Origin of the sequence: Alteromonas ponticola, assembly GCF_012911815.1 — a bacterium.
In the GTDB taxonomy this organism is placed as follows: Bacteria; Pseudomonadota; Gammaproteobacteria; order Enterobacterales; family Alteromonadaceae; genus Alteromonas; species Alteromonas ponticola.
This window is the reverse complement of record NZ_JAATNW010000002.1, coordinates 289,765-311,646: the sequence shown is the minus strand read 5'-3', so window position 1 is coordinate 311,646 and position 21,882 is coordinate 289,765. Positions and strand designations below refer to the sequence as shown.

The window sequence follows — 21,882 nt, the reverse complement described above, 5'->3', positions numbered from 1 at the left end:
TCTCTATTTAAGGCACATACAACATCTGACAGGCAGCTCTAGACAAACACAAGACAGTCGAGCTTCTTAAACTTGATAGCCCCTTTGCGCCAAACAGTAGCCGTTATCACCTGATACATTGGGTACAACATAGCGATATTATTTCTTATACTCATGCGGTGCGCACTTAGATAGGCGAAAATGAATAGCTGCTTACTATCTTCGATATTTTCTGGGCAGCTGAACTCCAGATTGCCAGACTCCCGAGTCTAAAAGCCAATTTTGAGAAGTATCAGAGATAGCTTGCAAAGCTATCTCTGCATGGGGAGATTAATCGTCACTCGCTTTGTAGATATGCACATCGCGCTGCGGATAAGGTATGCTAATTCCTTCTTCATCAAAGGCTTTTTTTACTTTTTCCTGCATATCCCAGTAGTAAGGCCACAAATCATCCGTGGCAACCCAGGGGCGAAACATCAGATTGACTGAGTTGTCGCCTAATCCACCCACACAGATCCTAGGTGCAGGGTCGGACAATGATCGCTCATCCTCTTCAAACAGGCGCTGTAACACCTCCTTTGCTTTATCGATATCGTCATCATAGCCTATACCAAACGTCATGTCGCAGCGGCGCTTATCGTATACGCTGACGTTAGTCAACGTGGCATTAGACAGACTACCGTTGGGGATGACAATACGCTTATTGTCGAAGGTATTAATTATGGTATAAAGAATTTGTATCTCTTCCACGGAACCTAAGTGACCTTCTGCTTCAATGGTGTCACCCACTTTGAATGGTTTAAAAATCAGTATTAGCACGCCGCCAGCAAAATTCGCCAGGCTGCCTTGTAACGCTAGACCTATGGCCAAACCAGCTGCACCAACTACGGCGATAAACGAGGTTGTTTCAATACCGATCATAGAAGCGACAGAAATCAACAACATCAATTTTAAGACAACACTAATAAGTCCGCATAGAAACTTATTTAAAGTGGGGTCCTTTCTTCCAAGTCGGTGGTCTAATAAACTCACAAAACGACTCACTAACCAGAGACCCACCACCAATGTAATAATGGCCAATAACAATTTGGGGGTATAAGTCATCACCAATGATATTGCTTTTTCGGTTAAATCCGATAAATCGATATTAGTTCCGAAGAAATCTTCCATAAATGCCTCTTTAATTTATTAACCTTGTTGGTTACGTTGAAGAAAAATGTTAGATCGCATTGATGCTACCTGAGTGGGAGCGGACTGTTTACTCCATCAAATAACGCGTGTTGCAGTATGAAGCTGCTGGCTTTTGTGCTATTGATTTGACATTAAACTGAGATTTAATTGAAAAGACCCGCTATACGTACGGAGCTGCCCTATAGCAAGCATTGACAGTCATCAAAAGGCAAAGAACGGGCGTTCAAGTTTTGTAAATTTTATCATTGTTATGGTTTTAAATTTGGGGAATAGATCACACCCAAAAAGGCGTTCTCACGTATCGTATGCTGTCGGCTTACCTAGGCCTTTTGTAAAAAGTCGGTTTTTTAAAATAGATCCAGATGTCTCTGGCAAGCAAATGTTGTATTTTAATGGGTGGAAAGAATAAGAGATTTTTAAGCAGGGTAGTTGGTGTTTTTAAATTTAAAGAATCAATGCAGAATAAAAAGAAAGGTTACGCCTGAAAAAGAAATTTGCACCATAGTCAATGAATCGGGTGCGACTCTCTTCACGTTAGAAGGCTCATGGACGGATGAACAAGTGTGGAGAACATTAGAGATAGCGAACAGCAGCTATGATCGAGGGATTCAGCACTTTAACGGTGGTCAATTAGAGAGAGCATTGCGCGGCCAAATAAAAATACTTGAAGCAGAGCTAAGGGAAAAAGAACACTCTGAAAAACTGCTCAATGCTGTTTATCGGATATCGGAACTCACTAACGACGTTTCTGTAGAAATAAACGACTTTTATAAAAAATTACGCGATATCGTCGGCGAATTAATAGACGTCACAAATTTTTATATCTGCAAATTAGATTCGTCTGGAAGAAATATAGACTTTGTCTTTTATAGAGACAGTCAATATGGCGACGAAAGGGCAACAGCGCACCCGTCGAGAAAAGTAAGCGATGGTTTTACGGAATTGGTCATTCGCTCAAAGGAAACTATGTTGTTGTCTCGCAGCGATATGGAAAAACTTTGTACGCAAGGCGTTACAAAAAGGCGTGTGGGGATTTCCGAGTCCTGGTTAGGTGTGCCTCTTTTCCAATCCGAAAATTTAATCGGAGTCATTGTTGTACAGAGCTATATTAAAGGCTTTATGTATTCAGAAGCAGACGTTCAACTACTTACGTTCGTCTCCCAGCATGTTTCCACGGCGATAAGGAGGAGAGACTTCGCCGAACAGGAAAGACAGCAGCGAACAGCCTTAGAGTTTGCCGCGAATCATGATGAACTGACAGGGCTACCGAATCGCACCGCTATTTACTCTCTGATTGAAAAAGAGCTGGATAATACCGAAAGTCGAAAGCGTCGAGGTTTCTCTGTGATGTTCGTCGACCTTGACGGCTTTAAACAGGTTAACGACAGCTATGGTCATCAGGTGGGTGATTGCTTATTACAAGTCGTTGCCAAAAAGCTAAACTCAATAGTCCGCGAGAACGATAAGATTGGCAGGATAGGGGGAGACGAGTTCATTATCCTGTTGAACGAAATGTCGGCAAATGAACTGGCTTTCGAAATAGCCAATAGGGTCATTAACGAATTTGCCAGACCATTGATGATTAAAGGCTGCGAAGTTTCAATTGGGGTGAGTATAGGAATCGCACATAGCTGTTCCGGATTTCAAAGCGTTGATGAAATGATAAGCGCGGCGGATAATGCAATGTACAAAGCAAAAGCCCTCGGTAAAAATAATTATCAGGAAACCGCATAACCAACAGGCGAAGCCGTGTTTGTATGTTCAGCTCAGATCTCAAATCTGAACTGACTTTGTCTCGGCTTAATCTGACCTATCTACTTGAAAAATAGGACAGACACACACCTAGTAATTCCGACGTATGGAGAATGACTGTTCAGCAAGTGTTCCTCCAGCACAGTCTTAACGAGACAAAGATTGTGTGGCAGAAATTTTTAAGAACCTCGATTTAAAGAGTTGATTGTTAAAGTAGACATTGAAAATGAAGTCGAACCCCTTTGCTCCTTTTTCTCGTACATGTACCTATTTCTTTGCTATGGTCTAGGTTGACCATTAGCAAAAAAGGAAAATAATAATGTTGCTAGCTCAATTAAACTGGTGGGCGGTGATTGTCTCAGCACTGTCAGCATTCGCACTTGGAGCAATCTGGTATGGGCCTTTGTTTGGCAAAGCATGGCAGAGGCTTTCTAACCTGACCGATGAAGATATCCAGCAAGGCCACCCCGGCAAAGTTTACGGTGGCGCATTTGTACTGAATTTAGTGGCAGCTTTCGGCATGGGAATGGTTTTGCAGCTGCACCCTGCTCCGGATTTCGCCTCAGGTTTTAACGTCGGGATCCTGGTCGGTCTTGCGTTCATCGCAACAACCTTTGGTATCAACTACCTGTTCGCAATGAAGCCCCTGCGCCTGTACCTCATTGACGCCGGCTATATGATCGCGCTGCTAACGGTGATGGGTACGATTATTGGTGGGTGGCGCTGACCGAAAAGGGGTAGTCTCCCTTTTGCCCTCTACTAGGCCGCCTCATCTGAAATAAACATCAAATTGCATAAAAAGTACTTCGCCGTTAGGCTTCTTTAAATGTTCAAATAACAATAAGGAACACAATATGTTAAGTCGTCGATTTAAAGTAGTGATGGTAGTAATGAGTTTGTTGCTGTCAGCAAATGTTCTGGCGCATGATTTCGGTTCACCACAAGACGCGGTGAACAGCTATATCACTGCAGTTAAAACCGGGTCGGGTGAACATATTAAAATGGCATTTTTGGAGTCGGCCTCAATTCAGTATTTTAACGAAGAAGGTAGCTATAAAAACTACACCCGCGATGCGTTTGCTGAACTGGTAGATAGTGGTAATGAATGGGACGCTACGATTGAAATTACTGATGTGAAAGTGACAGGCAATGCTGCTAACGCCACGGTGGAGTTCATGTGGGGTGAAGAGGGTAAAAAGGGGTATGTGGATTACCTGAATTTGATCAACCATGACGGAAGCTGGCACATTACCGACAAAGTTGCTCAATATGTAGAGCGGTAAAGCGAAGCACAGATTAGTGTCAGCGTTTAGTTTATTTCTGAACGCTGGCGCTAGGCGGAGATTTCATCTTTCGTACATGATGGATTTAATTTGAAGAGAAACGCTGAACTCACCCATTACTGCGTAATGACTCGTCTTTATTTCCATCGATATAATGGCCAATCAATTTAACCACGTTTCTTTCTTCATCTTTGACCGCTTCCAGTCGAAATTCGTATATATCTCCCACCTGAAATAACGATTTGGTAATTGGCGTTATTGGGTAGGTGGTTCCTTTCTCTCGCTGGTAAATAAGCTGTGAGCCGCTCAGGGAAATGTTTCGTACGCCATATTGTCCAACCATTGACAGGCGTTCGGTTGCAGTAAGAATTATTTGAGATTGCCCGGCGTTTTGTAGCGTTTCTAGCCAGCCAATTCGTTTAACCAGCCTCTGATTTTCTGGGTATACTGCAATCACATTTTCAAAGTGTTTAATTGCTGCTACGTAATTACCTGTAGATTCTGCAAGATAACCTTGTCGCATATGTTGCCAGGCTTCAGAATCAGATTGTCCATAGCCGAGCCAGTCAAAAATAGGCGTAGTTTCACCAATGGCGGCATGTGATATCTTTTTAGCAATGGCCAATCCATTTTGACTGTTCGCAAAATACACTATGGCGGTTTGGTGAGAAAGATCGATGGCAACAAAAGCTCTGAAAATGCCATTGTCACCCCAATGCCATGCAACGTTTTTGTCATCAGTTTTGAACAGCCCCCAACCCAAGCCCCATCCCAGTTGATCAGAAACATCAGCTTGTGCGTTTTTGCCGGGTAAAATGACATAGGAAGTGAATGCGGAGTCAACGCTGGATTGTGAAATGTCTTTGGGCTGCAACCAGGCCAGAAGGAATTTGGCGTAGTCCGAAGCTGTAGTATGCAAACTTGCGGCCGCGTTAGCTTCAGGAATACTGCTCGGTTGAAGTCAATCGGCCTGATCGTGTCCTGTGGCTAAATCAAACGAAGTGTCTTCGTTCCAGGTAAATCGACTATTGATCATGTTCAATGGTTGGAATACTTCTTTGTCGACCAACGCCTCATATGACATGCCGCTTATTTTCTCTAACACCTTTTGAAGATAAACGTAACCTTCACCAGAGTATTCGAAGGTGATTCCGGGTTCATGGTTAAAGGTAAGTTTGTCGTCGCCCCAATTGGGAAGTCCTGATTGATGCGATAAAATTATACGAGGTGTAAGCTGTTCGCGGTATGCTTTTTCGGTCATTCGTGAGTCGACGTAAAGCGTGTGCAGCCGCGTGTCCAACGTCAATTTATTCTGCTCAACCATCTTAAGTACCAGATAGGCCAGCACTGGTTTACTCAATGACGCGGCCTGGAAAACTGTATCAGGTTTCACTGAGAGGTTGCCGTTGATATTCGTAACGCCCTGGGTGAGGCTCAATATTTGGGGGGTGGCATCAACATCAATATAAGCCAGTGATATGCCGGGTATCCCAGCTTCATTCAGCAAGACAGGAAGCATTTGTTTTAGTTCCTGTGCAGGATCACTTGTATTTGAGGAAGCGGAGAATGCATCACCTGTGAACATTAAAAGGCCACATGATACCAATAACATCGCGGTCACGGCACGAACCATAACAATCATCCCTTTTTTTCGTTTTTGTCTCTTTACCTGGATTAGACGCATCCAGGAACTACTTGGTTTAATCAATGTGTTGTTTTTGTGGTGCAGCGTGTCGCCGAATAATAAAAATCCTATAGCCGGTGAGTCTTCGTTTAAGCGCGTAGCAGCGGTATTTTAGAGCGGTATCCGCCTATCTTGTTTATTCTTTTTACTTCTCAGCGATGCGTTTAACATCTCCGGCCGCTAATTCGGTTATCAGATTGAGTGTCACTGCATGATTCGCCGCTTCTGCGGCATCTTTTATGAACATGAAGGGCACGTTATAGTCAGCAAATTTATCGGCGGCAGTATTCATTTCTTTTGAACGAGCAGCGGAATTTAAGTCACGAATATAGACCGCCAGAATTTTATCTGGTTGGGCTTTGACCACTTCCAGATAGGCATAGACATCCTGTTGTCCTGAGTCGCCAATTAACACGAGTTTTAGTTGAGGGTAGGTTTTAAGGATGGTTTCGATTCGGTCTTTCTTATAATCCTCATGGCCGCTTTTAAACCAGCGGTCTTCTTCCAGGCCAAAGTCTTTAAGCAGCACCGGCCCTTTTGGCAGGTCATTAATTTCAATAAACCGGGTAATGATGTCGTGAATATTCCAAGGGCTGCTGGAGACATAAAAGAACGGGTTGCCTGCGCTGCCAGAAGCACCTTGGTGAAGTGCGTTATAAAATGCTGAGGTGCCGGGAAACAACTCCCGGCTATGGGCGTTATTGAGCAGTACGGTCTTAGCGTGCCGAAGGAAGTGAGTGGCTCCTGTACGCATGATAGTGTCGTCCACATCGCTGATGACCGCAAATTCGGCGCTTGCAGCAGGCACAGAGACTTCCGCCGTACTTTGCTGTTCAGCTTTTGCAAGTTCCGGGTCCGCCGCTTTTAGCGTAAGTCTGGTCCAGGGTTGCCGCACGTTTTCTTTGTCAGGGGCGTCCCACTGATAGTGAAAATAGCCGTCAGCGCCCGTGGTAACCGTACGCACGTCATCGCCTAAAATTAACTCGATCTCCGTGAAGGGCACTTCGTCGCTCCGATAGCGGCGCACCATATGAACCAGATTTTTCCACTTACTGGCATCAAGCCCTCCCTGCACCCCCTTGGCTTCCAATAGCCTGCCAGCAATCCATAGTTCATCCGCAGTACCATAGGTCATATAGGGTTGTACAATGACAGGGGAATAGCCACGCCACTTTTTATAGCGATGCTTAAGTTTGTCCAGACGCTTTTCGAAGCGATGTATCCATTGACGCGTGGTGTTTGGCATTTTCATCCTTACCAGATAAGTTCATGCAATTGAGCGCATGCTACTCCTGCAGGCGGGGCTGATAATTAAGTGTTCAAATTAAGCTACCGACAGCGCTACGTTCATGTTGCTTATTTACACTACGCAAAATGGGCCCGTTGTGAGCTTTTCGAATTGAAACGAATCAGTAGCAGGCGCTAGATCGCATTGACGGGTAACGATGGTGTGCGTGGAAAAAGCTAGCTGATGAGGCTAGCGTTTAACTTTGTTATTCGTTCTCGAATTCCGCGATCCATTCATTAATATTGGATTCGAGTACGTTCAGGGGGACTGAACCCGAGCCTAACATAGTATCGTGAAACGCACGGATATCGAATTTGTCGCCAAGTTGCGAAGTAGCTTTTTCGCGCAATTCCAACATTTTTAACTGACCAATTTTATAGGCCAGGGCCTGGCCCGGCATGGCGATATAACGGTCAACTTCATTGGTTATATCTTCTTCTGATTTAGCCGCATTGGCTTTGAAGTAATCAATGGCTTCCTGTCGGGTCCACCCTTTGTAATGAATACCCGTGTCGACCACCAGACGAATTGAGCGCCACATGTCATAAGTCAATTGGCCAAAGCGAGAGTAGGGGTCGGTATACAGGTTCATGTCATAGCCTAAACGCTCACTGTAAAGCCCCCAACCTTCGGTAAAAACGGTGAACCCTAAGAAACGGCGAAACATGGGGAGTTCACCCAATTCCATTTGCAACGCTATTTGCAGGTGATGGCCAGGAACCGCTTCGTGCACGCTAAGCACTTCCATTTCGTACTTGGGGCGGGTTTCTGGCTGATGTAAATTAACGTAATACCATCCAGGCCGCAGGCCATCGGCTGAGGGGCCGCTGTAGTAGGCGGTGGGTGCCTGTGGCGCTGTATTATCCGGAATGGGCTTTAATCCATAAGGAGCTCGTGGCAATTTACCAAACAGTTTGGTCAGCTCGGGGTCAAGACGTTTACTGACCGCCAGATACCCTTCGAATAGCGCCTCGGGAGATTCATAGTAAAATTGCGGATCGGTTCGCAGAAACGTTAGAAATTCTTCAAAAGTGCCTTCAAAGCCCACCTCGGCAATCACCTTATCCATTTCAGCCCTGTTCCGGGCAACTTCTTCCAATCCTAATTGATGAATAGCATCGGGCGTCATGTCGGTGGTAGTGTAATAGCGCACCAAATATTCATAATACTGCTTCCCTTTTGCTCGCGCCCAGACGCCGTGCTCCTCTTTACTGCCTGGCAAATACTGCTCAGTAAAAAAAGTTTTTAAATCCCGGTAGGCAGGGGTCAGTTGTTTGTCTATGATGGTAACGGCCTGGGTTTGTAAGTCTTGTTTATCAGCGTCACTAAAATGGTCGGGAAGTTTGGCAAAGGGCGTATAAAAAACGCTTTTTTTCGCATCTTCCACAATCAGTGCATCAAGCTGCGGAGCGACCCTTTGCATGGTTGCGGCGGCAGGCATGATACCCTCGCTCATGCCTTTTTCCATCAGCTTTCGGGTTTGCGCAATTAGGGTTGGCAAACGCTCCAGTCGAACCAGCCAATTGCGATAATCTTCGACGCTATTTAATGGAACAATGTTAGCAAAGTCGTTGAGCGTATGGACCCCGCTGAGCTGGGTGATGGGAATCAGGTAGGTTTTAAACTCATGTTCTTCAATGGACTTGTCGAGCTGCCATTTAAACAGATCGTAGTTGACCTTTTGTGCTGCGCTCAATGCCGCTCGATCGATATCCTGCATTTTTTTTCGTAATGCCAGATCTGACTGATAGCGCTGCTCAATAGCCTTTAAACTATTGTCTGTCCAACGCCTGCTTTGCTCCTTGTTGGCCATACCCAGATACGATGCATACTCGGGGTAATCCTGAAGGAAACTTTGCCAATGGCTCTCTAAAAACTGAGTCAGTTTCTCATCGGCAGAGGTTAGCGTTTGCGCGGCTTCAGTTTGTGTTTGGACAGCGGCACTGGCTTGCGGTGATAAGCCGGTAATAAAACCGATAGCGATGGCAATGAGTAAGCAAATACGGAACATAAGACATCCCTTTCTTTTTTTAGATTAATTAAATCTAGCACATCCTGAAAAATAATTAACTTTTAGTTAATATTCATAGATGTAAAGATTTTGCCTGAGTGCGCAGACGCCAATGTCAGGGCGGATGAACCGCATTCGCCGTCAAAGTTTTTGGTTTGAATATCCCTCAACGTGTTTGCTTGCCACTAAAAAGCATTGTTGGTTAACAGTAGGCTCTCGAACCCGGCAGATTTCATATTCCCCAGGCTGATCACTCAGCATTAGCCATTCATCTTCTGTGATTTCGCTGGATGGTTTACCGCTCAATCTGGTGATGAGATCGCCGACTTTAAAATCGAAATCAGAGGTTGCCATGTCAGGCATTACATAGCGTACGACAAATTCGCCCGAAGTAATTTTCCTGAGCTCTAACCCTATAAGATTATACTGACTGTTAAAATGATGGTCTGGATAGGGCGTAAGAAATAGTTTGTTCTGGGTGTAATCCAACGTACTGATATATTGATTTAGCGCGGCGCTACCAATCACCCAGAAGTCATCCGCGTCGTCGGTTTCAATCAGGTTGGTTTTGATGTTTGGCATGTTCACGCTGCCAACTTTTAAGCCGGGCAGGGTTACTCGTCGATGAATGGCTCTTCCGCTTAAACCAAAATCAGCCGCTTCCACTGACGGCAAATTAAGTGCGATAGATTCTTCATCAAGATATGTCTGGTTAAGCTTAAAGTAATGCCTACTTCCAGTGTCGATAAGTACGTCATGTTGAATGACTCGTTCGTTGCCTAAATCAATTTTTACTGGAATCGACAGCTTGCTCATGGAGATGTCGAATTCAACAGTAACATCTTCTGGTCCCGCTTGAAACGGCGTGCGGCTGATTTTTATTCGATTTAGTCTCTCATCAAACTGCCAGACAAAATGTTTTAAAATATCGTGCCCTAGCACGCCATCAATCACCACTTCATCCGCCCGCGCAAAGTAGGGCGATTTGGCAACGGGCAGGTACGCCATGCTGACGTTTTCAAAGCTCACACCGGAAAGGTTAAGCTGCTTCACGGTGACCTGGTAGGCTATTGAGTCCTTCCCATCACCCCATCCTGCGGCAAGCAGATCAAAGCCTCTGTCTAAATTCATTTCAGCCACTTTGGCACTGTCCATCAGGTAGCTAATAGAGGCACCGCTATCAATGAGAAATAAAAAGTCCTCCTCGCCGTTTATATCAACATAGACATGAGGTTTGTTACTGATGTATCGGGTAGGCAGGGCTATCTGTTCTTCCTTAACCCGCCATTGTGCGGTTAAGTCATCATTGGCGAAGCGCATTCGAATTTGATTGAGGAAGCTGCATCCGCTGAGCATGAGTATCATTGAAAAACTGAGAAGTATTTTAATCCGCATTGGTTTATACATCCTTTGTTCTAACGCAATCGGTAAAACCTATCATCAATTGATGTCGACGATGTTTCAACAGGGAGAATTAATGTAATAAATCATTACTTACAAATAACGTCATGTTGGTTTCCGACAATTCCGGTAGTACTTGAAAGCGTGAGGTATCGTTGATTTTTGAATTTTGTTAGTCAGTAGAGGGCACAGATTTCTTGTGGTGGCGAGCTATTTCCTGCGTGTTAAGTTGTAAGGATAGGGCGGCATTGGCGTAGAAATTTTATGCGTTTGCTGACAGGGTAGAAACGGGGCATTTACCAGAATCTCAAATGAGAGTTTGATGGTGTCTGGCCAGATAAACTGGTCGGAGCCGAACATAATTCGGTCTTTGAAATTCGCATCGAAGTAAATGAACCTTCAACAAAAGTGTAATCAAAGACCAATAGCTGATTAGTGAATGGTCAAAGCGGCGTTTTATTCTTAAACTCTGCGTACAGTCGTTTGAAACCGTCATCACTAGGAATCATTAGTATAGCTCCAGCTTTTAAATCATCAGGGTTTTCACCAAAAGCGTGACAATTGACGTGATATAGGACTACCATGACCATCCTTTGAGTTAGCGAAAACTCGTTACTGTATTGCGATGCAACGGAGAAAAGCGTGTCGCCAAACTTTACTTGGTAGACGTTATCAAAACCCTCAGCGACATCAATTTTACACTCGTAGCGGTTGTCCGGTGTTGTAATCGTCTTTTCGTCATCTCTAAGCTCTTCAATGTAATCGGCAATTGTTATTACTGCAGCCGTATTACCAAGTATGGCCGTAATAAAGTAAAAAACCTTAAGGCTCCCGTCTTCAAGAGATTCAATCTCCCATGAAATTGAAGTGCCATCTATGTTTAAGTTAGCATCTAATAAGTTGTTTACTAGCTGCTCATTGAACAGCTCTGCAAATTGTTCTGCGACATCTCTAGCGTTTACCGACTTTGAGTCAAGAGTGTGATTTGAATCGGTGATCGTAACGCGAACACATCCTAGCAGTGACGTGTCTGTGGGTTTTTCTGCGGTGGCATGCATTGCGACAGTCATACTATTTTCCTATTCCTTGGTTTATTAATTAGTCCAGATTAATAAATGTACAACAAACTGTGTTTTTTTCCATTCGACATTTTACATCAATATTCCTTTCTCAGTGTCGATCGTGCAAATTTAAACAGGCTGTGTAAGGAATAATTTGCTTGGTGATATCCCTGCAAGGCCACCAGACTAATCGGAAAGCACACAAAGGCGAACTATCGCTAGTTCGCCTTGGCAATTAAAAAAGTTGTCAGCCAATGTGGCTCAGCTGGCAACAATTCACCTACTTCACATCGAAGCGGTCGGCATCCATTACTTTGCACCAGGCGGCCACAAAGTCGTTAATGAACTTGTCTTTGTTGTCATCCTGAGCATAGTGCTCTACATAAGTACGCAATGCGGCATTCGAACCAAACACCAAATCGGCGCTGGTGGCAAAGTACTTAATCGAGCCTGAATCTCGCTCTCTGAGTTCATAGGAGCCATCTTCCATAGCGTGCCAGCTTAATCCCATGTCGGTGAGATTTTCAAAGAAATCGGTGGAAAGTACCCCTTCGTTATCAGTGAAAACCCCCAGTTTGCTGCCTCCATAGGTGGTGCCCAGCACTCTGAGACCACCTACTAATACCACCATTTCAGCAATGGTAAGCCCTAAGAGCTGGGCTCTGTCGAGCATCAATATTTCCGGTTTGCTCTGGCGATCGCTGTGATGCCAGTTTCTAAAGCCATCAGATTTGGGCTCCAGTACGTCGAATGACTCTGCATCTGTCATCTCATCAGTCGCATCGCCGCGGCCTGGGGTGAAGGGCACCTTCACGCTCTTACCAGCTTTTTCAATAGCTTGCTCGATACCCACGTTGCCGGCCAGCACGATAATGTCTGCTACCGATGCATTGTGTTTTTTCGCAATCGGTTCCAGCTTGGAGAGTACTTTGGCCAGACGCTCGGGCTCATTACCCTGCCAATCCTTTTGCGGAGCCAGACGAATGCGAGCACCGTTCGCGCCGCCGCGCTTGTCAGAGCCCCGATAAGTTCGGGCGCTGTCCCACGCGGTGGCAACCATATCAGCTAAAGATAAGCCGCAATTTTTGATGTCCTTTTTGGCGGCCGCGATGTCATAGTCGCTATTGCCTGCGGGAATAGGATCCTGCCAGATCAAATCTTCCTGCGGTACAAACGGCCCGATATAGTTATCCTTCGGACCCATGTCTCTGTGGGTTAATTTAAACCATGCGCGGGCAAACACTTCAGAAAAATACTCGTGGTCGTCTTTAAACTTCTGACAGATTTTGTTGTAAATTGGGTCAACCTTCATGGCCATGTCAGCGTCGGTCATGATAGGGTTGTGTTTGATGTCAGGGTCGCTGGCATCAGGCACCTTATGTTCCTCTTTAATATCGACCGGTTCCCACTGCCAGGCGCCCGCAGGCGATTTTTTCAATTCCCATTCGTATTCAAATAACAGCTTTAAGTAGCCATCATCCCACTGCGTTGGATTGGACGTCCAGGCACCTTCAATACCAGAGGTAAAGTGCTGATTGGCTTTGCCTTTTGCGTCCGGGTTGTGCCAGCCCAGCCCGGCGTCCTCCATGCGACCAATGGAAGGCTCTTTGCCGATGTTATCCGCCGCCATGGCACCGTGTGCTTTACCCACAGTGTGGCCACCTACGGTTAAAGCGGCGGTTTCTTCGTCATTCATGGCCATACGGGCAAAGGTGGTACGCACATATTTGGCGGTTAGAGCCGGGTCCGGGTTTCCGTTCACGCCTTCAGGATTGACGTAAATCAAGCCTAAGTGTGATGCGGCAACACCTTCATCCATAGTGTTAGCATCATTGAGATCTGCTACGCGTCCATCGGTCTCACCCAGAATTTCGCTGTCTCCGCCCCAGTTAATATCTATCTCAGGCGCATAAACGTCTTCACGACCAAACCCAAAACCGAACACTTTTAAGCCCATTGATTCATAAGCCACGGTGCCAGCTAACGCTGTCAGATCAGCCCAACTTAGTGCGTTACCGTACTTCTTCTTAATCGGCCATAACAGGCGACATGCCTTATCGAGACTGGCGTTGTCAGGCCAGGAATTTAAGGGCTCAAAACGGATATTGCCAGTGCCTGCACCGCCGCGCCCATCGGCCAGGCGATAACTGCCGGCTGCGTGCCAGGATAATCTGATCATCAAACCACCATAGTGTCCCCAGTCGGCGGGCCACCAGGGTTGGCTGTCGGTCAATAAGGCTTTCACATCATCCCACACACCCTGAAAGTTTAGCGATTTAACGGCTTCTTTATGATTGTAATCGGGCGACATCGGATTGGTAGGTGCGCCGTGCTGGCGCAGAATGTCCAGGTTCAGCGACTCTGGCCACCACTTGGTTGGGTGGTTGCCAGTACTTGTATTACCACCATGTGAGACAGGGCATCTGCCTGTGGTTTTTGCGTCGGTCATTACTACCTCTGTTGCTTAGGTTTAGCGATTGCACGTTGCACTTGTGCGTGGTGCGAAGAAAGCGATTGATTAATTATAGCTTCTCTCTACGAAATTGGTGACAATATGGTTGACTAATCGATTGATTTAGCTGGTTAAGTAAAGCCTTTCTGTAATAAGTGTGGTGCATTGCAAGGTAAAAAGAAAGCGAAATCAAATGGCCTAGGTTACGGCTGTTTGTTCTCAGTCTTTGACCGCTAGCGGGTATTAAATAAGACCGAAACAGGCATTTGCACGTATGGGATTGGTTTTAATGTCAGATCAAGAACTGATTGCCCGTGGTGGGGTATCTGGTCAATAAACACGATAGGCTCAGCTATGTTTACTATGCAGTTAGTCACCGTATTACTCTTCTGTTTGATTCACCTTTTCGCAGGGAAGTTGCGATTTCTTGACGCGATCCCTCGTAGTCGTTGGTTATCTTTTGCCGGCGGTGTGTCAGTTGCTTATATTTTCATTCATCTGTTTCCTGAAATGGCAGAGATACAATCAACGTTTGCCAGCAAAGACAGTACGTGGCTCAGCCTTGAGCATCAAACTTATTTTATTGCCCTGATTGGTTTAAGCGTATTTTACGGTCTGGAACGCTTGATAAAAGGGGGGAGAGAAAAGCAGGACGCTGCACAGTCAAAAACCGTTCGCTATGCATTCTGGCTTCATCTGCTTTCCTTTGCGCTATATAACGCCCTAATCGCTTATCTACTCGTTCATCGACAGGATGACGCTGAAATGGGATTATTATTTTATGCCATTGCCATGTCCCTGCATTTTTTGGTTAACGATTATGGCTTACGTCAACACCATAAGGAAGTTTACCGGGTTTATGGCCGTTGGATCCTTTCCGCCGCTATCGTAGTGGGATGGTTATTGGGGCGCTACTTAGCGCTGAATGAAAATATTATCCACGGGTTGTTTGCCTTTTTAGCAGGCAGCATCATTTTAAATGTACTTAAGGAGGAGTTACCTGAAGAGCGTAAAAGCCGGTTCTTGCCTTTTGCATCCGGTATTACGGTGTTTGCGCTACTGGTCTACCTGCATTAATTATGCTGAATACCCCATGTTAGCGGTATCAGGTCGTGCGCTAAAGTTATTGCGCAATAACAGCACGCAACAAAAATTATTCAGCGCACAAACTGCGTGCGCTGAGCGGTTTACCTAGTTTTTCTTTCTGCGCATGGCAAACAATAAACCACTGCCAATCAAAAGTAAGGCGGCGGGTTCCGATACCGCAACCAGTTGCCCGCGTAACTCTCCCGGATTGAAGTTTTCAGTGTGCAAGTTAATATAGATATTTCCTGCCATCAATTCATTGGCAAGCGCATCCGTTAGCGGGTTGGATGCGTCATCAAATCGCCAGTCACCAGAAATCGTACCATCGGTGGTACCTAAAAAGGCAAAATCTGCCGTATCAAACAGATGCACCACACCGCCATTTGCGCCAGCTGGTGCATTGTGGAAATGGCCACCACCGAGAATATCAATTATCGGTGAGCTTAAGTCTGAATAGTTTATTTCGTAGGTAAAGACGTACGAACCCGTGGTGCCCGTTAATTCGCCCATCGCACTTCCTGATGCAGTCGTTTCAACTCCGGGGACTTCCTGATCGCCGCTTAACGTGCCCGTGAATATAATATCTGCATTGGCAACATGAGCAAATGTTGCCACCGCACATACTAAGAGTGAGTGAAGTAGTACTTTTATTTTCATAACAACCTCATTTTTCGTTTAAAAGGTAGCGCCCGGGCGGGGGTTATACCGCACAGGGTGCAAACCGAAGGTAACGACATAATAAATTCGGTTTTTTACGAACTGCATAAAAATTAAGCAATATTTCGGCCTTAGTTTTTATGCATAAATATCAAGCGGTTGAAAATCGAGAATTTTAGAGGTGTAAAGAACGCTGACAGTTTATGTCTCGGCAAAGCTTGTTTTGTCTTTTTTCCGTCTGTACACCGATGGGCTGCAACCATACCAGCGCGTGAATGCGCGACAGAAATTGGCACTCTCGTTGTAACCCAGAATTTCAGCGATTTCATAAATCTGGTAATGGGCTTGTAGCAGCAGTTCGACGGCTAAGCGTTGACGCTGTTGTTCAATTAACTGCCTGAAAGATGTGTCTTGCTGCCTTAATCGCCGAATGACGGTGCGTTCGTGCAAATTTAAATGCTGACTTAGCCGCGTAAGCGTCAGGGTGGCGTGTTCGATGTTGCCTGCTTGCGCGAACTCAAGTTGTTGGCGGATGTAACTACTTACCTGATCTTTAAAGTCAGCCATTTTGAGCGACTTCAAATAACTGCATTGTTTGAGGTTGGCTTCGAAAGAAACGTGGTCAAACAATGGCGATTTGCACTGCCATATTTCATGGCTAATCAGTAATTTATGCTCGCTGGCGTTAAAAATAAGATTGCCAGTCAGATAGTCCTGAATATTTCTGTCTTGTTCTGTCTGTGCATGTTTAAGATAGGTCACAATCTGGCGTGAGGGAATGTGCCCCAGTAACTGCTGCATCAGCGATTGCAAGGCAGTGACCAGAGCGCGAAAGAAAAAGCCCGCGAACCCCTCGTCACAGGTGGTATCGGTAATGACAACCTCCACAAAGTTCTCTTGATGGGCAATATTAGCATGATAAGTGTCGCATCGAATGTGAAACCACTTTACGAAAGTATTGATTGCCTCACCTACAGTAGGTGCACTAAGGGTTGCGTAACCTACCGCGCCGTGGCTCGTCGCGCCCAAATGACGGCCAAATAGAAACGCCGTATCCGGGTTAAGGGTAAACCGTTGTAGATTATGGATTAACTGAACCCCATCAGCTACCGGCAGCCATTCTAACTGTTTTAATTCATCCAGAGTAAAACGGCTATGCTGTATAAGTTTAGCTGGTGGTGCCAGGTTCAAATGCAGCGCCATTAATACATAGGAATTATGAATAACTTTCTGCATATCCTCTTTTAATTCATCACAGCTGTCTGTCATTTAATGATAATAAAATTGTCTTTAAATGAAAGTGGTGCGATGAAGATTTTGTAATACGGTAATGCGTGTACATCGACTGATTGAAACGAGAAAGGTAATGGCACTGCATGCATCTGAAACCCAACCGATATTTGAGGAAAGGTGGCAGCAATCCGTACCTGCTATTGCGTGGGGTACCTTAGCTTTATTCTGCGCCTTCATAATAGGATATGCGAGTGTGCTATTTGCCGTTGCTCACGCGCTCATCCCTCTTACCTTTGCAGCTGTCATCTGCACAGTATTAGCTTATATTGGTTTTACCTTGGTTCACGATGCAGGGCACGGAAATATCATTCACGCAGCGTCTTCATCCAAATGGTGTGAAACAGCCATTGGCTGGATAGCGGGCATTCCTTTACTGTTGGTACCTTTTCCGGCGTTTAAATTATTGCACGATCGGCATCACGCGTTTACCAACGACCCCGAACAGGATCCAGACCATTTTCATTTTGGTAAGCGCTGGTATCAGGTGGCTCTGAATTGTTTTTACATTCCGTTTCAATACCTTACCTTTATGTTTTTGAAGCTGCGGCATGAGCCGGTTATAAGGGCTACCTATCCGACCACGGTTCTGTATTTTTTGCTGGTGTTTTCACTGCTTGGCTGTCTGCTATATATGGGATTTCTGCTTGAAATAGTGGCGCTGTTAATTGTTCCTAACCTGATAGCTGTGTTTGTGCTGACCCTGTTTTTCGATTATCTGCCTCATTATCCTCACACTGCGCTGGATAAGTACCAGAACAGCAGCATATTTCCCAGCGTATGGCTCAACGTACTGTTAATGGGCCAAAACTACCATTTGATCCATCATCTGTACCCGCGTGTGCCCTGGTACAGGTATCAACAAGTTTACCGTAACGTTGCGGCAGAGTTACGTGCGCAGGATGCACCAATCACGTCTTTGATGAAATTATCTAAAGCGCATGAAACGGTATTGAAAGTTGAACAGGGCGAGCCAATACCCGCTTACATGATAATGACGGTTGCCCGTATTGAAGCAATCACGCCTGATGCAGTGAAAATTACACTGGTATTGCCCGGCAACAAAACTCTGCGCTTTTACGCAGGTCAGTACATTGTATTAAGCAAAGTCTTGAATCACATTTCAGTTTCACGATGTTACTCGCTTTGTAATGCATCAATAGACGAATGCAGTAGCTATCTGGAAATAGCGGTGAAACGCTGTACCAACGGTGTCTTCTCAACCTACTTGCACACGCAGTTAAAGATGGGCGACAAACTAAAGGTAGGCGGGCCTTTTGGTCAATTTGGATTATCGATATATAAAAAAAGCGCGCCCTCGTGCATGGTATTTTTCGCTGGTGGAAGCGGCATAACACCTATTATTTCTATGATAAAACGCTGTCTGCAACATGGTAGTGATGTCACAATTCATTTGGTCTATTTCAGTAAAAAACCTACCCACACCATGTTTAAAAACGCGTTGCTAGCATTAGCCGAACAGCATAAGGAAAAATTCGGAGTAACCTTTGTGTATAGCAACGGGTTTGATAGCACAAAGGAAAAGCTTTGCTACACTCAGCGGCTGATTACGTCACTGGTTTATCGTGGCTATCAACGGTTTTTTATCTGTGGTCCGCGGCCCCTGTTTGATTTTATTTACAAGAGGTTACGAAAATATGAAATAGCAGAGGCGGACATCACGTCTGAACAGTTTTCGATTCCACATACTGAGCCGCGGGGGCATGCGTTTAACGTCGAAGTCATTGGTAAATATGCTCGTCAGGAAATCAGGGTGGCAGCAAATCAAACAGTGCTGGAGATCGCGAAACAACACAACATTGTCTGGAATTATGCCTGTGAACAGGGGCATTGTGGTAGTTGTCGGGCCAGACTGATAGCAGGGGAATGCACACTGTTAAATCCACATTCAGCAGCGCTGAGTGGCGATAAACATCGATCAGGCATCATCTTGCTGTGTCAGTGCCAACCTCTGTCTGATCTTGTGTTAACTCATGAGTAGCTGATTAGCATTCCGATTTATTTTCAATGAAGCACTTAAAGATTTTCTATGTTTCATGAAATTAGCAAAAAGTGGCTAAACCTGTTTTTACCAGCTTGTCTCAAATTTAAGCCCAAGCCAGGGTATAGCTTCTTCTTCGTCGGCGACCAGCTGGCCCGTTAACGGATTAAATTCATCTTCACCGCTGGTAGAAGCGGCCAACACATTAACGATATCGATAAAGGCTATGACGCTCACAGGACCAAACGTTCGGAAATAGTCGGCACGCACATTAAGCTGTTGAAAATCATCGGTGCGCTCGGTGTTGTTGCTCACGTACTCCTGCGAGAACCTCAGCGGATTGCCGTCACCCAGCACATTGCCATGAATGATAAAAGCGTCTTCTGGCACGCCGGTAAAGTACTTCCAGCGCGCGCCAATCTTCCAACGTTCATTAATTTCCCAGTTAAGCGCCACAGTGACCACATGTTGTCGGTTGTTATCGGCATCATAATCGCCTTCGCCATCGTTATCATTTCTGGTGGCATCGTTGTAGGAGTAGGTAAATTGCCCGGTCCAGCTGTCACTGAATTTTCTGTCTACTACCACATCGACACCAAATGAGTCTCCCTCTCCATCATTGGTAAGTAAGCCATCAGTGCGGTTATCGTCTGTTACCAGGTTATCCAATGACTGATAATAGGCTTCAACCAGAAGATTATAGTGGTCATATAAACGCCAGTTGCCTCCGACAGAAAGATGGTAGATTTGTTCGTTCTCTAAATCACGATTGCCAGGGTCCGCTGCACGGTCAATAAAACTGGGTGACTGATAAAATACGCCGCTAGACAGGGTATATCTGGCAGTTGAGGAAGCGCCATAGGACACATTCAGGCGTGGCGAAAACAGCGATTCGTCTGACAGGTCGTCGCGGTCGTATCTTAAACCCAGATTATACTGCCAATTGTCGACGCGATATTCCTGTTCTGCATAGACACCATAAGAGGTGGCATTTTCGTCGTAATCAGAGTTGATGAACGCCGGTTGCAAAACAATATATTTTTGTTCCGGGTCAGGTCTGAAATCGTCCTGATCATACGTATACTGGATCCAGTCGTCTTCCAGGCGTGTGATAAATTGCAAATCGAAGCGCCTTATTTCAGCACCTGCTTTAAACTGCCCAATTGCGTTGTAATTAGTGAAATCGACGCGTAACCCTAACTCCGTTTCCTCTTCGTCGAGGGTAAGAATGTCTTCACGCACCGGGTAATCCTGGAAAGGCGCTCCTTCGGGTACCAAATCTGGGAACGCTTCGCCCTGCGAACTGAATTTATCGCTAACCCGGTAGTACACATTAGTCGCTAATGAACTGTCGTCAGCGAAAAAGGTTTTCCAGGTGACCCCCAGCAATGAGCTGTCTTGTTCGTTGAAAGCGAGTTCGGTGTCTTCGAAGTTTTCTGAATAAAATACGTTTTCCGCAGTTCGGGTATACTCTTCGGTGGAATGCAGTAACAGTATTTCAAGCGCATTGTTTGCGTTAATGTTAGTTACTGATTTTAAAATAACATCACTTAATTCAGGATCACCAATATCTAATTCATCAATCGTTTCGAACAATTCGCCAAAATCTAATTGTCTGGCATTAAATAAAAGCGTGGTGTCTTTTTGCACCCCGCTCGGGCCTTCATAGCCTACCTCGTAACCCGCCAAATCAATGCGTAAACTGGCTGATGGCGTAGGGCCGCCCGCCGCCACGTCCAGTTTTAGTAATGAGCCTGCTTTACCGCCGTAACCGGCCCCCCATCCGCCCGGCGAAAACTCAACACCCCGAATCAGATTGGGCGCAAAAATAGAAAAGCGACCACCGCCATCCACATCCTCGGTTTCACCCAGTGAGGCATCGAAATGCACAATTTTATCGAACGGCATATTATCGATATAAATCAGGTTGTCTCTGGGTCCTCGGCCACGAACAGAAAAACTGGCAAAATCACCGGTAGAAGCCAGCCCGGGTAATCCATCCAGTGCTCGCATAACATCACTGCCACCCCCTACGGCACTGCGTAGCATTTCACGATCCATATAGCGCGATGCAACTGACTGACCGTCATTGACTGAACTTTGCGTTGCGGTAACCGTGATGACTTCCATCTCATCTTTAGTCCGTGGTAATTCGAGTGTCAGCGCGGTTGCTTTGCTGCGGGCTACCCGCACCGCGTCACTGACCACATTATTGTACCCCTCCAAGCGACCCACCACGGAATACAGACCGGCAGGAATATCCTCAAAGCGCGCCTTCCCATCTTCGCTGGTGATAAGGGTGTAGGTCGCACCCGCGCGCGAGGTAACAGTGAGCATAACATTCGACAGCGCTCTCTGGGTTACTGCGTCGGTTACACTTACAACCATCTGGCCTGATCTTTCGTTTTGCGCTGCAGCATTACCAACAAGGTCTTGCGAATAAACAGCATAGGGTAGGGACCACAGCAGTATTACTGTGGAGAGGGTTAGCGTTGACATCGTAGGCATAGCACTTTTCCTCTTTCGTTTGAGCTACCTTAATGTCGATCAATGCGCATATCATTAAACTGATTATGGTCCATCTGCAAAACAAGCACACTGTAATCACTTGACCTGAATGAATAAACTTTGGTGCCAGGGCTGGGAAAGGTTTGTAGCAAATGCTGGCAACTCTACCGATAATTTTAGAAGGAAAATGAGATTTCGGTAGGGTTGAGTTATCTGATTAACGGCAGGAAAGCTGAT

Annotated in this window: 14 protein-coding genes and 1 pseudogene; 5 read left to right on the top strand and 10 right to left on the bottom strand. The window is 45.6% G+C overall.

Going from position 1 to position 21,882, the window contains the following annotated elements; genetic code table 11:
- Positions 1 to 309: 309 nt before the first annotated feature.
- On the bottom strand, positions 310 to 1,149 hold the full coding sequence (locus HCJ96_RS03845) for a mechanosensitive ion channel family protein (RefSeq protein ID WP_169209723.1): 840 nt from the start codon (positions 1,147 to 1,149) through the stop codon (positions 310 to 312).
- 453 nt (positions 1,150 to 1,602) lie between these two features.
- Here HCJ96_RS03845 and HCJ96_RS03840 point away from each other — a divergent pair, with 453 nt between their 5' ends.
- The 3 genes from HCJ96_RS03840 to HCJ96_RS03830 all read left to right on the top strand — a co-directional run bounded on the left by HCJ96_RS03840 (position 1,603) and on the right by HCJ96_RS03830 (position 4,205).
- Entirely contained in the window at positions 1,603 to 2,904 is a 1,302-nt protein-coding gene (locus HCJ96_RS03840; protein WP_169209722.1) for a diguanylate cyclase domain-containing protein, read from the top strand.
- A 337-nt stretch (positions 2,905 to 3,241) separates the two neighbouring features.
- Complete coding sequence (locus tag HCJ96_RS03835; RefSeq protein WP_169209721.1) at positions 3,242 to 3,649, top strand: DUF1761 domain-containing protein; 408 nt, start codon at positions 3,242 to 3,244, stop codon at positions 3,647 to 3,649.
- A gap of 127 nt (positions 3,650 to 3,776) precedes the next feature.
- On the top strand, positions 3,777 to 4,205 hold the full coding sequence (locus HCJ96_RS03830; protein ID WP_169209720.1) for a nuclear transport factor 2 family protein: 429 nt from the start codon (positions 3,777 to 3,779) through the stop codon (positions 4,203 to 4,205).
- Between the two features lie 109 nt (positions 4,206 to 4,314).
- Here the strand turns inward: HCJ96_RS03830 and HCJ96_RS16270 are convergent.
- From HCJ96_RS16270 to katG, 6 genes and pseudogenes are all read right to left on the bottom strand, one after another.
- Positions 4,315 to 5,724: pseudogene (locus HCJ96_RS16270) on the bottom strand (serine hydrolase domain-containing protein).
- Between the two features lie 310 nt (positions 5,725 to 6,034).
- A complete protein-coding gene (locus tag HCJ96_RS03815) occupies positions 6,035 to 7,135 on the bottom strand; it encodes an App1 family protein phosphatidate phosphatase (RefSeq protein WP_169209717.1) in 1,101 nt (366 codons plus the stop codon).
- 247 nt (positions 7,136 to 7,382) lie between these two features.
- Positions 7,383 to 9,188 (bottom strand): DUF885 domain-containing protein, encoded by a 1,806-nt coding sequence (locus tag HCJ96_RS03810; RefSeq protein WP_169209716.1) that lies wholly within the window; start codon positions 9,186 to 9,188, stop codon positions 7,383 to 7,385.
- A 141-nt stretch (positions 9,189 to 9,329) separates the two neighbouring features.
- Positions 9,330 to 10,583 carry an aspartyl protease family protein gene (locus tag HCJ96_RS03805; RefSeq protein WP_169209715.1) on the bottom strand — a complete coding sequence of 418 codons (1,254 nt, stop codon included), beginning with the start codon at positions 10,581 to 10,583 and terminating at the stop codon, positions 9,330 to 9,332.
- A 449-nt stretch (positions 10,584 to 11,032) separates the two neighbouring features.
- A complete protein-coding gene (locus tag HCJ96_RS03800) occupies positions 11,033 to 11,659 on the bottom strand; it encodes a LysM peptidoglycan-binding domain-containing protein (RefSeq protein WP_169209714.1) in 627 nt (208 codons plus the stop codon).
- 271 nt (positions 11,660 to 11,930) lie between these two features.
- Positions 11,931 to 14,099 (bottom strand): catalase/peroxidase HPI, encoded by a 2,169-nt coding sequence (katG, locus tag HCJ96_RS03795; RefSeq protein ID WP_169209713.1) that lies wholly within the window; start codon positions 14,097 to 14,099, stop codon positions 11,931 to 11,933.
- 357 nt (positions 14,100 to 14,456) lie between these two features.
- Here katG and HCJ96_RS03790 point away from each other — a divergent pair, with 357 nt between their 5' ends.
- Positions 14,457 to 15,179: a hypothetical protein gene (locus HCJ96_RS03790; RefSeq protein WP_211162676.1), complete on the top strand. Its 723-nt coding sequence runs from the start codon at positions 14,457 to 14,459 to the stop codon at positions 15,177 to 15,179.
- 114 nt (positions 15,180 to 15,293) lie between these two features.
- On the opposite strand, the gene HCJ96_RS03785 is transcribed toward HCJ96_RS03790, so the two are convergent.
- Together HCJ96_RS03785 and HCJ96_RS03780 are read right to left on the bottom strand one after the other, a co-directional pair.
- Entirely contained in the window at positions 15,294 to 15,845 is a 552-nt protein-coding gene (locus HCJ96_RS03785) for a CHRD domain-containing protein (protein ID WP_169209712.1), read from the bottom strand.
- 201 nt (positions 15,846 to 16,046) lie between these two features.
- A complete protein-coding gene (locus tag HCJ96_RS03780; RefSeq protein ID WP_169209711.1) occupies positions 16,047 to 17,081 on the bottom strand; it encodes an AraC family transcriptional regulator in 1,035 nt (344 codons plus the stop codon).
- A 94-nt stretch (positions 17,082 to 17,175) separates the two neighbouring features.
- On the opposite strand from HCJ96_RS03780, the gene HCJ96_RS03775 reads away from it, so the two are divergent.
- Entirely contained in the window at positions 17,176 to 19,137 is a 1,962-nt protein-coding gene (locus HCJ96_RS03775) for a fatty acid desaturase (protein WP_169209710.1), read from the top strand.
- Between the two features lie 87 nt (positions 19,138 to 19,224).
- On the opposite strand, the gene HCJ96_RS03770 is transcribed toward HCJ96_RS03775, so the two are convergent.
- Positions 19,225 to 21,645, bottom strand: coding sequence for a TonB-dependent receptor (locus tag HCJ96_RS03770; protein ID WP_169209709.1), 2,421 nt, complete (start codon positions 21,643 to 21,645; stop codon positions 19,225 to 19,227).
- Positions 21,646 to 21,882 lie beyond the last annotated feature (237 nt).